This window comes from Pseudothermotoga thermarum DSM 5069 (genome assembly GCF_000217815.1).
In the GTDB taxonomy this organism is placed as follows: Bacteria; Thermotogota; Thermotogae; order Thermotogales; family DSM-5069; genus Pseudothermotoga; species Pseudothermotoga thermarum.
Window position 1 is genome coordinate 365200 of record NC_015707.1, and the last position, 11620, is coordinate 376819.

Consider the following 11620-nt stretch of genomic DNA (forward strand, 5'->3'; position numbering starts at 1 on the left):
TTCGGCTATCCCCTCCTTGAGTCCAAGCTTTTGACAAGCTCGGCCAAATGGTTTGCAGTAGCTGAAATCCATTTTTCATCGGGTCCCTCTACCATAATTCTTATCACTTTCTCCGTGCCAGATGGTCGTATCACAATTCTGTAACCAGGTTTTCTCAGCAGAGCAACTTCTTTGGAAAGTTCTTCGCTCTCTGCAACTGATTTATCCTCAACTTCAACGTTTATCATAACCTGAGGGAAATCTAGGACAAGTTGTTCCAACTCGTTTGCATTTTTTCCAAGTTTGACCATTGTCGAAAGAAATTCAAGGGCAGTTATCAAGCCATCGCCGGTAGTTGAACGGTCTAGAAAGATTATATGACCGGATCTTTCTCCACCGAGGTTTGCTCCAACTTCAAGCATTTTCTCAAGCACGTACTTGTCACCAACCTTTGTTCTTAAAAATTTTATTCCGCGTTCTGTCAAAAAACTTTCAAGTCCAACGTTGCTCATTATCGTTCCAACAACTGTATCGTTGGATAGACGTCCTTCTTGTTTCATCCTCACTGCGGTTATTCCCATTATTTTATCGCCGTTTATTTCTTTACCCCCTGGTGTTAACAGTATGCACCTGTCGGCATCGCCATCGTGAAGAATGCCAAGGTCATAATCGTAAACGTACCTAGCCAAAAAGGATGGGTGCAAAGATCCACAACCATCGTTTATGTTTCGACCATCTGGATTGTTCGCATACACATCAACTTTTAAACCAAGTTCGCGAAGAACCCTAGGGGTGGTTTTGTAAGCCGAACCATTTGCCGCATCGACGGCTATTTTTAAACCGCGAAAATCGATATTTTCGTACATTTTTTTAATTGCTTGAACGTAAATTTCCTCAGCTTCTGGAAATTCCAAAATCTTTCCCTTCAAATGTCGGCTAGCCCGCAAGTCCAAGTTTTCAATTATTTTTTGTATTTCGTCTTCTTCCTCATCTGGAAGTTTGTAACCAAGCTTTAGTATCTTTATGCCATTGTATTGATAAGGATTGTGTGAAGCTGATATAACCACTGCTAAACATTCCAGCTTTTTCGTGAGCAAGGCAGCTGCAGGAGTTGGAAGAACTCCTGCAAGCAGAATTGTCAAATCACTTTCCATCAATCCAGAAACCAAAGCTTTTTGGAGCGGCTCACCCGATTCTCTGGTGTCCCTGACGATCAAAAACTTTTGTCCAGAATATTTTTGTCCAAGCACTTTACCAACTTTGTAGGCTAATTCTTCGGTTAAATCTTGGTTAAATATTCCCCTTATTCCATCCGTACCAAAAAGTCGGCTCATTTTGCTCCCCCTTTCAAGATTTTATCAGCTTTGTCGTGATCTCCCTGTTTTTTGTAAATTTCTGCAAGCAATTCCATAACCTTTTTCTTGAAAGGTGTATTTGGCATATTTTCTATTGATTGTTCTAACACAAGACGTGCTTCGCCCAAGCGATTGGCGTTGGTCAAGGAAACGCACAGCAAATAAAGAATTTCTGAAGATTTTGGATCGTTGCTCTCAATTTGCTCCAAAGCTTTTTTGAACAAATCGGCAGCTTCAGCGTAGTTTCCTAAGTTGAAATGATAAACGGCGTTTGCGTAATAATCGAGAAATAACCTTTTTTGAAGATCTTTTTTCAAGTACAAAAGTTCGTTCAATCGGTTTTGCTCGACGTAATTTGAAAATTCGGGGTACTTTCCCATGGCAAAAAGTTCATACGCTTTTATGATCCTCTTCATCCTATTAATTTGAGCATACTGTTCTTTGCAGATGTAAAAGGATATCAAAAACATCGAAGCAAAAATCGTTAACAATACCAGAAAAAACCTTTCTCTGTTTTTCACACGACCACCCATTCTTTTGCTTTCAAAGTTACTTTTTGCAGCACATCGTTTAGAGGTGATGAAGCTAGAAAATCTATCTTGGCCTTTTCTGTGTACTCTATGTTTTTGACAATACACGAAAATTTTCTCAGCTTTTCCAGATACCCAGAAAGTTCCTCATAATAGCACTCAATTTGGTAGTGAAGCATTCTTTGTAGCTTCACAATTTTGGCTTTTTCTATGACGATCACCGTAGCGGTTTTGTAAGCTTGTATCAAGCCAGGTATACCCAATTTCACACCACCGAAGTATCTTACAACCACGCACAAAACATTTGCAAGATTGCGCGATTTCAAAACGTTCAAAATTTGCAAACCTGCGCTGCCTTTAGGTTCCCCTGCGTCTGACCAGCTTTCTTGTAAATCGTCTTCAACAATTCGAAAAGCCCAGCAAACGTGTGTTGCATCCGGATATTGTTTTCGAATTTCTCTTACCTTTTCAATGGCTTGCTTCTGGGAATCACACCTTAAAAGATAAGAATAGAAGGTTGATTTCTTTTCGGTGAATTTACCCTCGACGGGTTCTAAGATGGATAGGACAAAGGTTTGACCGTTGTTCACCATATTTCCACCTCTGGCTCCAAATCCACGTTGTAAGCTTCTTTAACTTTTTGGCGTATGAAGTTTATCAAAGCTTTTACATCGTTCGCGGAAGCATTTCCAACGTTGACGATGAACCCAGCGTGTTTTTTTGAAATCTCAGCCCCACCTATCCTTAGTCCTTTCAAACCAAGACTTTCCACGGCTTTTCCGACGTAAAAGTCTGGCTTTGGTCTTTTGAAAACGCTTCCTGCGCTTGGTAAATCCAAAGGTTGTGTTTGCAAACGCTTTTTGTAGATTTCACCCATTCGTTTGGCTATTTGCTTTGGATCATCGAATTTTAAGCGAAATCCCACCTTTAAAATTAGCCAGTTTGTTTTCTGAAAGATACTTTTTCTGTAAGAAAATTCAAGCTCATCTCTTTGCAAAGTTAATACTTTTTCACCATCGAAAACTTCAACAAAATCAACCAATTGCCCTATTTCTCCCCCAAAAGCCCCAGCGTTCATGTAAACAGCTCCACCTACAGTTCCAGGTATGCCGTAGGCAAATTCCAAGCCAGAAAGCCCGTATTGACAGGCGAATTTGCAAAGACTGTTTAAAAGAGTCCCTGCTTCGCACACAACTTTTCCATCCTCAAGCAGATAGATTCTTTTCAAATCCAAAGTCGTTATAACAGCTTCAACTCCTTCATCCGGTGCGATGACGTTTGTACCTTTTCCGAGGATTTTGGAATGTGGAAGTTGTTTATAACAGCAAATCAACGAATCTATGCTTTGTGGTCTTGCAAATATTTTTGCAGGTCCCCCCACTTTCATGCTTGTGTGCAAACTCAACGGTTCGTTGAAGGTGAATTTGCACAATTTCATAAAAAACTACACCTTTCTTGTGTGATTTACAAAACTTTCAACATCATCGGTGATAACTGCATCTATGAAATCCTTTATTCTGTCGAATTTTTCAAGATCGTTGAGTGTCCAGATGAAGATTTTGACTTTTTGTTCTTTTATCATTTTGCAAATGTGGGCAAATATTTCAGGATAATCTGCTAGTTGATGCGGCAAATGCATCGAATAAGGTTTTCCTGTAAGAAGTTTTGCGATCAAACCTAAAGGATCGTTTCTCAGCTCTTCGCCCACCAGAAAACCAAACTTCAGATTTTTGTACCTTTCAATCAAATCAAAAATCAAGCTGTGGTCAAAAGAAGATATCACCGTTTCTTCCTCTAAACCATACTTTTTTATCAAAGCTATTGCTTGATCAGCGGCTTCTTTTTCCTTCAGCTCTGCGTTCAGTATTTTCCCTTTTGGAAATATCTCCAAAACTTCCTCAAATGTTGGTACTCTTTCTCCTTCGAAAGTGTATCTGCTTAACTCTTGAAAAGTTAGTTCTTTGATTTTCTTTGAAACACCGCAGAAATTTTCAAGGTTATCGTCGTGGATCACTACCACAACCCCATCTTTGGTTGTTCTCAAATCCAGTTCTATTCCATCGGCACTGAATTCAAAAGCTTTTTTGAAAGCGGTAAGTGTGTTTTCCTTGAATTTTTTCGAATATCCCCTATGGCCAATTATCACCATCCAAACCTACCTCCTATTCTCGAGTAAACATCCATAACTTGTGAGGCAAAGGTCTCGGTATCTTCCCTTCCCTCAGCTATGAACAGCCAACGGTTTTTCCACCACACCACGATTTCCTTCCCCGATTTTCTTGTGCTGTACAAACCACTGGTTGGAAAATCAAGATAGGTTCTAGAACTCCAAATACCAAAGTTTTTGACAATTTTACTCCAATACTTTCTGGGAGATTCTCCTTGGAACTTGAAGGCGTAAAGTAAAAATTGTTTGTTGTCCTTGATGTACAGAGCCACCATTCCTTTCATCTGCACATCTTCATACCCGTCGATTTCTTCTATTAGAACCAAGCGATAGTGGTTTTGAACTATCCTAAGTGCCGATGATGCGGAAAAAGCATCCGGTGGCACATGAACAGGTCTTATCATGCATCCAGAAAGTAAAGAAGCAAAAACCGCGACAATTATGATCAACTTTTTCATTCACAACACCTCCTTGAGAAAAGGATTGTTTGATAAAACTTCTTTTATCGTTCCCCATTCCATGTGACCAGGTAGTATCAATTCTTCTTCTCTTGCTGAACGAAAAATTTTGACCAAACGTTTCAACGTTTCCAACATAGTTTTTCCATCTGAGCCAGGTAAATCAGTTCTTCCTATGCTGTCGAAAAATATTGTGTCTCCGGTAAACCATAGGTCGTTGACTTTGTAGACAACAGATCCTGGAGTGTGACCTGGAGTTTTGATAACCTGAAAAGAGATTTCAGCGATTTCTAATTTTTCTTGTAATATTTCAAAAGCACCATTGTAAGTGAATCTTGTTGAGAATAAAACTGAAAGGTTTTTTTCCGGATCTTTCAAAGCTTGCGAGTCTTCTTTCGAAACGAAAACTTTTTGCACCTTTAGCTCCTTCAAACCATATATGTGGTCAAAATGGGTGTGTGTCAGCAATACTACGCATTCTTCTTCGACAAAATTACTTATTCCATACCCTGGATCTATCACCACAACGGGATTTGTGTTGAAAAAGTAAGTATTTGTGCCGATCGGACCGGTTTGAACCAAAAACAAGTTATCCTTTATTTTTATTGGTTTCATCGATTTTTTCTCCTTTTGCTATAATGTTCCTATGAAAGTTGTTTTGCCATTGATAATGATATCACTTGTCGGATTTTCCGTTAACATTTTGTTCACCCCATTGGAGGATGTCTCCAAAATAGTTGATTTGATCAACTCCGCTGAGAACAACGTCTTCATCGTGACTTACTCGATTGATCATCCACTCATCGTTGAAAGTTTGCAAAGTGCATGGAACCGTGGGGTAAACGTCAAGGTAATTTGTGAAACTTTGCTTTTAAACGTTAGTTTTCCGATAATGTTGGATGTGGAAAGTTCCTTGATGCACATGAAGTTCATGGTTGTGGATAGTTCAATTCTTGCTTTGGGATCGGCGAATTTTACGACAAACAGCCTTCATACGTCTTACAATGACATTTTGATCTTTCAAGACGAATTTTTAGCCACAAAATTCGAGGATTTTTTCGATGAACTTTGGCATGGAAACGTTCAACCTTTCGAAGTTCATCTTGGAAAAATTTACATAACAAATCATCAGCTTGAAAAAACCGTTCTTTTTGAACTTTCAAAAGCCAAAAAATCTATCAAGGTGATGATGTTTGCCCTTAGCCATCCAAAGGTTTGGTCGACTTTGAAAGTTCTTGCTTCAAAAGGTGTAAGGGTGGATATTCTGGTCGACAGATGGTTTTTCAAAAATTCCTCTCTTTCCAAGATGCCTTTTTCTTGCTTCAACTTAAAAGTCTACAACGACTTTACCGTTCACAGCAAACTGTTTATAATTGACGAAGAAACAGTTATAACTGGCTCAGCCAACGCGACCGTCAGTAGTTACAACGCAAATGCTGAAATGCTTGCTGTGATAAAAGATAAAAAGATTGTGGAAAAATATCTGAAGTATTTTGAAAACGTATGGCAAGGAGGAGAAAGCGTTGAAGATCTTCGTTTTTGACTTAGATGGGACGATATTGCAAGATTCTCATCAGATTCATCCCGAAAGTTATAGAGCCATAAAAGAGTTGATAAAGTGTGGAAAAGAAATTGTTTTTGCCAGTGGAAGGATGTTACCGTCCATTCAAAAGCTTCTTTCAAAGTACTTTGAGAAAGAGTTTCCAATCATTGCGTACAACGGAACTGTTGTTTGGTTGCCCGGCGTTGGAAAAATATTGGATGTGAAGGTCGACACAAAGGATGCAATCGAGGTCATAAATTATTTAAGAGAGCTCAAAATTCACAGGCAAGCTTACATAAACGACAAGTTGGTTGTTGAGGAAGACAACGAGTATGCTAGAGCTTACAGCGAACATTCTCAAGTTGAGCTTGTGGTTGTGGACGATCTTGTGGATGAGGTAAAAAAGCACGGGACAAGTAAGCTTCTTGCGATAGCAGAACCGCATGTTTTAGATTCGATTATTCCAGAACTTCGTGAAAAATTTCCAAATCTAAAGATTTTCAAATCTTTCGATACTTATCTTGACTTTGTACCAGCCGGGTACGATAAAGGATATGCGTTGAAATTGATTGCTCAAGTTAAAAAATGGGATTTAAGTCAAGCAGTGGCTTTTGGGGACAACGACAACGATATTCCGCTTTTTGAAGCAGTTGGTTACTCTGTTGCCGTTGAAAATGCCACCGATGGATTGAAGGAGGTTGCCGACGTTGTTGTCAAAAGTAACAAAGACGGTGGTCCTGGTAGTTTTATCCTTGACATGTTGGACAATGGCAAATGGGATTGTGATATCCAAAAATCTTGAAAGATGTACCGAAGGCTGCATACTTGATCTTCCATTGCATGAAATTTTGAAAGATGTCTCGCTTCTTGCGCTTGGTTGCAACCAAAACCTGGAGATTGCCAGAGAAGTTGGTTACGTGGTTGGGATGATCGCAAGATCTTACGGTTATAGATATGTTGTCTTTGGAACGATGGACGTTTTGGATCCACTAGATCCAGATCCACTTGGAAAAATTTCAAGATCACCTTATATCAGCTCGCAAGTTATCATCAACCTTGCGGATGGATTGGTCAACAGCGGGGTTTTACCGATACTTAGGGCATCTGGGAAAATCAGCCAAGATTTGGTTAAAACACTCATTTCAAGAAAAGCAATTTATCCTGTTTTTGTGGAAGAACCCAGTTTAGCGTATGAACTTGAAAGACTCGGATATAAAGCAACTTTTGTTTTTCCGGATGGATCGATAAAAGGCAGGTTACCAGTAATTGAAACTTTGCTTGAAGTTGACCTTTCCGAAGTTGAAAATGTTCGCAGAAAAGCGTTGTCAGGAGCCGTTGTTCTACTTGGAAGATCAAGTGAAAAGATTCATATAAACAAACCTTTTGAAAAATCTGGGGTTTTGATTTTTTCAGATGAAGATTGGTTGTTGGAGCTCGCAAAACAAGTTTTACAGGGAGTTAGATCACCAACTGGCCGGTTACCTTGAAAGAAGACAAATTGCATAGCAAGAAATACCATCTTTTGCTTCAAAACCAAGGTTGTTCCCGCTTTTGAATTTAACGCTCACTTGGTCTTCGTTTACATTCAACGCTGCTGCCAAAGATTGAACCATTTTTTCTCTTAAGTTGGAAAGCTTTATCTTCCCGCAGATCACCGTTGTGTCAACGTTTACTATCTTCCAACCGAGTTTTTCGATTAGCCGAGATATTTTCTCAAGCATCTTTATACTCGATGAACCAACTGGCGTGGTTTCTTCTGGAAAATGTTGCCCTATATCTCCAAGACAGGTTGCTCCGAGCAAGGCGTCTATCAAAGCATGACATACCACATCCGCATCCGAATGACCATCCAAACCAAAGGATGACTCAACTTCTACACCAGCCAAGATCAACTTTCTTCCCTCTTTAAAAGGGTGTCTATCCACACCGAATCCAATTCTCAGTTCCAACTTTACTCAACTCCATGCTCAATTTCGTAGAAAGAAGCCGTCTGTGGTTCAAACATTAAAATGACCGTTCCAATAGGACCATTTCTTTGTTTACCTATGATTATCTCCGCCTCATGTGGTTCGTGTATTTTTTCAGTCTTCTTGTAATATTCCTCTCGGTAGATGAAGATGACGGTGTCAGCATCTTGCTCAATTGCACCAGATTCTCTCAAATCGCTCAACCTTGGTCTTTTATCTTCCCTTGTTTCGACGGCTCTTGAAAGTTGCGATAAAGCCACCACGACTATATCCAGTTCTCTTGCCAAAAGTTTTAAGGAACGGGATATTTCCGAGATTTCTTGTTGCCTACTTTCGGCATTTTTACCGCGTATGTGCATCAACTGAAGGTAATCCACAAAAATTGCCTCAACGTTGTATTCTCTTTTCATGCGCCTAGCCTTTGCCCTTAAAGTCCTTGGATCCAAGGAAGGCTCGTCATCAACGATGATGTTTGCCTTGTAAAGGTTGGAGGCGGCTATCGTAAGTCTGTTCCATTCTTCGTTGGTCAGATAGCCTGTCCTAAGTTTGTGTAAATCAACATGTGCTTCGCTGCACAAAAGTCTTTGCGCAAGTTGTTCTTTTGACATTTCTAAGCTGAATATGCCAACTGGAATGTTGAACTTAACAGCCATGTTCTTGGCTATTGTCAAAGCAAAGGCGGTTTTACCTACCGAAGGTCTTGCAGCTACAACAACAAGATCTGATTTGTGAAAACCAGTCGTTTGCCTGTCGAGACTCTTTAAACCCGTTGGTAGTCCGCTTACAACCGCGCCTGGTTCAACGGTGCTTGCTCTGGTTCTCAATTCCTCCAGGTTTTCGAAAACCTGGTGCATTATCGCACCTATGTGTTCGTATGTTCTTGTGGCACGGGATTCGGCTATGTCAAAAACTATTCTTTCTGCTTGGTCGAGTATTTCATCTACTTCGCGCTCCTCTCGAGCCATTTCTTCTATCCTTCGGCCGGCTTCTATCAAACTTCTAAGAATGGCTTTGTCGCGAACGATTTGAGCGTAATACAAAACGTTTGCAGAAGTTGGAACAGCTTCCGCAATTCGAGCAACGTCGATTTCCGAGCCAACCAGTTTCATGCGTCCAGTTTTTTTCAACTCTTCGCAAACGGTTAGAACATCTATAGGTTCTCCTCTTTCGTAAAGCCTCTCCATGGCGGTGAAAATCGCCCGATGTTTTTGAGAGCTGAAATCATCGCTTCTAAGTATTTCCATGACATCGTTGACAACACTTGGATCTATTAAGATACTTCCTATAACAGCTTCCTCGGCTTCCAAATTATGAGGCATGTTCAAATTCATAAGGATCACTCCGGACGTTTTAATGGACAAAAAGGACGGAGTTTTCACTCCGTCCTGATTTTGGTGGAGCCGATGGGATTCGAACCCACGGCCTCTACCTTGCGAAGGTAGCGCTCTCCCAACTGAGCTACGGCCCCGTGAAGCAATAATTATTATAACCTACGAAGGGAAGTAAGGCAACATTAACTAATCAAGCTTCTTTGGTAAGACCACGCAGAATTATCGTTTGCAAACTACTTACAGTTTCCGGGGTTGCGTTGAAATTGTTAACAACCTCGGCAATTATCTGTGCGGCTGCTTTTGGATCTACGTCGGGATGAATGACTTGGTTTTGCTTGCCTTCTTCTATTAGTTTTACAACCTTTTCAACAAAACTGTTGTAGCGTTCCTTAAGTCTTGATTTCAAACTGTCGCTTTGATCGGCATCCAATATGGAAGCTTTTTCTTTCTGGATGACTTTGGATATTACTTTCTTGCTGGTCACAAAGTCTATGTAAGCTCTTAAAAACCTTTTTATTTTTCGGATATAGTAATTTTCCCCTTCAATCTCTTTGAAAATGTGGTTTTCAAGCTCCTCCAAAGCGCTGTTCCAAACTTCTTCAAAGAGCACTTCCTTGCTTGGAAAATAATAGTATATCAAGGCTTTGCGTACACCAGCCCTTTGCGCTATTTCTTCCATGCTTACGCCGTCAAAACCTTTTTCCGAGAACGCAATTCTTGCTGCTTCCAAAATCTTTTCTCTGGTGTTTTTCATCCTCCCACTCCTTGCTGGAAGCAAGAAAGTGAGGGGATTTCCCCCTCACTTTAAAGTTTTATCAACGGCAAGGGCTTCCTCTCTGTTGGCGTAGCGCCTCATGCGAGTTTCGTAATTGTAGATACCTCTGTTGACTGGATATCTGTCAACGTAACCGTATTCGTACCAAAGTTTATCGGCGTACTTTTTCCATTCCTCTGCAAGTTTGTCTATCTCTGGTGCTAGATCTGTCACGATTTTTTCAGAACCTTCGTGCTGCGGTATGGCGTTGAAGTGTTTGACCATGGCTCTGTAAACTTTTGGATTGTCTATTATTGGACATGGTCTGAACAGGTTGTTCGAATATGGAATCATGCGTTTGTTGGCCTCAAAGAACGGCGATTTGAGTATTTCGATCAAAGATTTTTCGCGGATGTTGTCAACTGCAAACTGTTGGAACACGCACGGCTCAACGTAACCTTTCGCATTCACGTGGAAATACTTTGCACCAGACGAGAGACATCCATGGGTCAAGAAGCCATGGTTCCAAAAGTCAGCGACAAACGCGAATTTTCCACTAAGTCTCATTTGATCGGTTTTGAAGAATCTTTCAAACCTTTGTTGTGGAGTTGGCACCAAGTCTATTGAAGCGTTCATCGCCACAGGCATGTACTGGAATATCCAAACATATGTAACTTGCTGTTCTTCCAAGAATTGCCAGAATTCATCTTTCATCAAAGTATCGTGGTTCATCCTTGTGGCAGTTATGGAAGCTCCAAATGGAACACCGTGTCTTCTCAATCTATCCCATGCATCGAGTATACTCTTGAAGACTCCTCTCCCTCTTCTCCAGTCTGTGTCCAATTCGAAACCTTCAACCGATATGGCAGGCGTAGCGTTACCAAGCTCCGCAAGTTTTTTGGCAACTTCTTCGGTTATCAAAGTTCCGTTGGTGTAAATGAGGAAATAGTTGTCCTTGAATTCTTCAAGGATTTCCATCAGGTGAGGCCAGTAGAACGGCTCTCCACCGGTGATGACCCAGAAGTAAATGCCAAGTTCGTTTGCTTCTTTGAAAACTTTTCTAACTTCTTCTTTTGTCAGCTCGTATTTTCTGCCGTACAAACCAGCGTAACATCCAACGCAGTTCAAGTTGCAAGCATACGTTGGGCTAATCACACCGAGTTTTGGAAGTACTACTTTGTATTCGTGCATCTTTTGTTGCCTGATTGGTTCACCGATGGCAAACTCGTTGATGATAAGGTTGTTGATGATCTTTTCGACGCATTTTGGGCTAGATCTTCTGAAAACTTTCACCCAGCTTGTGATCATTGGATGTTTTTCCTTTGCCATGATTGCGAGTTTTTTCAGACCACTTTTCGATGGTTCTTTGGTGAGTGCGCTCAGCGTTGAGAACAATCTGTACAAACCTTCTTCGTCGGTGTTTCTCAAAACTGCTGAGACAATCTTTCCAGCTTGTCTGTAAATTACTCCTTTTATGCCTCCTACAACGGCCATCCTTTTCCCTCCTTTACTGACCGGTCAGTCAAATTATCGACA

14 protein-coding genes and 1 tRNA gene are annotated in these 11620 nt (G+C 40.7%); 3 read left to right on the plus strand and 12 right to left on the minus strand.

Going from position 1 to position 11620, the window contains the following annotated elements:
* Positions 1-5: 5 nt before the first annotated feature.
* Genes THETH_RS01815 through THETH_RS01845 form a run of 7 tightly spaced genes read right to left on the minus strand, consistent with a single transcriptional unit; the run spans position 6 to position 5104 of the window.
* Complete coding sequence (locus THETH_RS01815) at positions 6-1313, minus strand: phosphoglucosamine mutase (protein ID WP_013931683.1); 1308 nt, start codon at positions 1311-1313, stop codon at positions 6-8.
* Entirely contained in the window at positions 1310-1855 is a 546-nt protein-coding gene (locus THETH_RS01820; protein WP_013931684.1) for a tetratricopeptide repeat protein, read from the minus strand. The genes THETH_RS01815 and THETH_RS01820 overlap by 4 nt, the downstream gene beginning before the upstream one ends.
* The gene (locus THETH_RS01825; RefSeq protein ID WP_013931685.1) at positions 1852-2457 is read right to left on the minus strand and encodes an IMPACT family protein; all 606 of its coding nucleotides are present in this window, start codon (positions 2455-2457) and stop codon (positions 1852-1854) included. The genes THETH_RS01820 and THETH_RS01825 overlap by 4 nt, the downstream gene beginning before the upstream one ends.
* Entirely contained in the window at positions 2451-3302 is an 852-nt protein-coding gene (murB, locus tag THETH_RS01830) for a UDP-N-acetylmuramate dehydrogenase (RefSeq protein WP_013931686.1), read from the minus strand. Before murB ends, THETH_RS01825 begins: the two co-directional genes overlap by 7 nt.
* Before the next feature lie 6 nt (positions 3303-3308).
* Positions 3309-4013 (minus strand): glycerophosphodiester phosphodiesterase family protein, encoded by a 705-nt coding sequence (locus tag THETH_RS01835; protein WP_013931687.1) that lies wholly within the window; start codon positions 4011-4013, stop codon positions 3309-3311.
* Complete coding sequence (locus THETH_RS01840; protein WP_013931688.1) at positions 4007-4489, minus strand: DUF3242 domain-containing protein; 483 nt, start codon at positions 4487-4489, stop codon at positions 4007-4009. Before THETH_RS01840 ends, THETH_RS01835 begins: the two co-directional genes overlap by 7 nt.
* On the minus strand, positions 4490-5104 hold the full coding sequence (locus THETH_RS01845; RefSeq protein ID WP_013931689.1) for an MBL fold metallo-hydrolase: 615 nt from the start codon (positions 5102-5104) through the stop codon (positions 4490-4492).
* A gap of 31 nt (positions 5105-5135) precedes the next feature.
* On the opposite strand from THETH_RS01845, the gene THETH_RS01850 reads away from it, so the two are divergent.
* From THETH_RS01850 to THETH_RS01860, 3 genes are read left to right on the plus strand one after another with little or no spacing between them, the layout of a single operon-like run.
* Positions 5136-6032, plus strand: a complete 897-nt coding sequence (locus THETH_RS01850; protein ID WP_013931690.1) for a phospholipase D-like domain-containing protein — start codon at positions 5136-5138, stop codon at positions 6030-6032.
* Positions 6013-6834 (plus strand): Cof-type HAD-IIB family hydrolase, encoded by an 822-nt coding sequence (locus THETH_RS01855; RefSeq protein ID WP_013931691.1) that lies wholly within the window; start codon positions 6013-6015, stop codon positions 6832-6834. The genes THETH_RS01850 and THETH_RS01855 overlap by 20 nt, the downstream gene beginning before the upstream one ends.
* Entirely contained in the window at positions 6785-7519 is a 735-nt protein-coding gene (locus THETH_RS01860; protein ID WP_245530525.1) for a hypothetical protein, read from the plus strand. The genes THETH_RS01855 and THETH_RS01860 overlap by 50 nt, the downstream gene beginning before the upstream one ends.
* Here THETH_RS01860 and ispF read toward each other — a convergent pair.
* The 5 genes from ispF to THETH_RS01885 form a co-directional block, all read right to left on the minus strand.
* Positions 7511-7981, minus strand: coding sequence for a 2-C-methyl-D-erythritol 2,4-cyclodiphosphate synthase (gene ispF / locus THETH_RS01865; RefSeq protein WP_013931693.1), 471 nt, complete (start codon positions 7979-7981; stop codon positions 7511-7513). The genes THETH_RS01860 and ispF overlap by 9 nt on opposite strands.
* Before the next feature lie 2 nt (positions 7982-7983).
* Entirely contained in the window at positions 7984-9330 is a 1347-nt protein-coding gene (gene dnaB, locus THETH_RS01870) for a replicative DNA helicase (RefSeq protein ID WP_013931694.1), read from the minus strand.
* 61 nt (positions 9331-9391) lie between these two features.
* A tRNA-Ala gene (locus tag THETH_RS01875) sits at positions 9392-9467 on the minus strand.
* A 53-nt stretch (positions 9468-9520) separates the two neighbouring features.
* The gene (locus tag THETH_RS01880) at positions 9521-10084 is read right to left on the minus strand and encodes a TetR/AcrR family transcriptional regulator (protein ID WP_013931695.1); all 564 of its coding nucleotides are present in this window, start codon (positions 10082-10084) and stop codon (positions 9521-9523) included.
* A gap of 45 nt (positions 10085-10129) precedes the next feature.
* Positions 10130-11578: a radical SAM protein gene (locus THETH_RS01885; RefSeq protein ID WP_013931696.1), complete on the minus strand. Its 1449-nt coding sequence runs from the start codon at positions 11576-11578 to the stop codon at positions 10130-10132.
* Between the last annotated feature and the right edge of the window lie 42 nt (positions 11579-11620).

Coding starts and splice junctions, on each gene's coding strand:
- THETH_RS01815 (WP_013931683.1), bottom strand. CDS start 1,313: ATGAGCCGACTTTTTGGTACGGATGGAATAAGGGGAATATTTAACCAA.
- THETH_RS01825 (WP_013931685.1), bottom strand. CDS start 2,457: ATGGTGAACAACGGTCAAACCTTTGTCCTATCCATCTTAGAACCCGTC.
- murB (WP_013931686.1), bottom strand. CDS start 3,302: ATGAAATTGTGCAAATTCACCTTCAACGAACCGTTGAGTTTGCACACA.
- THETH_RS01835 (WP_013931687.1), bottom strand. CDS start 4,013: ATGGTGATAATTGGCCATAGGGGATATTCGAAAAAATTCAAGGAAAAC.
- THETH_RS01840 (WP_013931688.1), bottom strand. CDS start 4,489: ATGAAAAAGTTGATCATAATTGTCGCGGTTTTTGCTTCTTTACTTTCT.
- THETH_RS01845 (WP_013931689.1), bottom strand. CDS start 5,104: ATGAAACCAATAAAAATAAAGGATAACTTGTTTTTGGTTCAAACCGGT.
- THETH_RS01850 (WP_013931690.1), top strand. CDS start 5,136: ATGAAAGTTGTTTTGCCATTGATAATGATATCACTTGTCGGATTTTCC.
- dnaB (WP_013931694.1), bottom strand. CDS start 9,330: ATGAATTTGAACATGCCTCATAATTTGGAAGCCGAGGAAGCTGTTATA.
- THETH_RS01880 (WP_013931695.1), bottom strand. CDS start 10,084: ATGAAAAACACCAGAGAAAAGATTTTGGAAGCAGCAAGAATTGCGTTC.
- THETH_RS01885 (WP_013931696.1), bottom strand. CDS start 11,578: ATGGCCGTTGTAGGAGGCATAAAAGGAGTAATTTACAGACAAGCTGGA.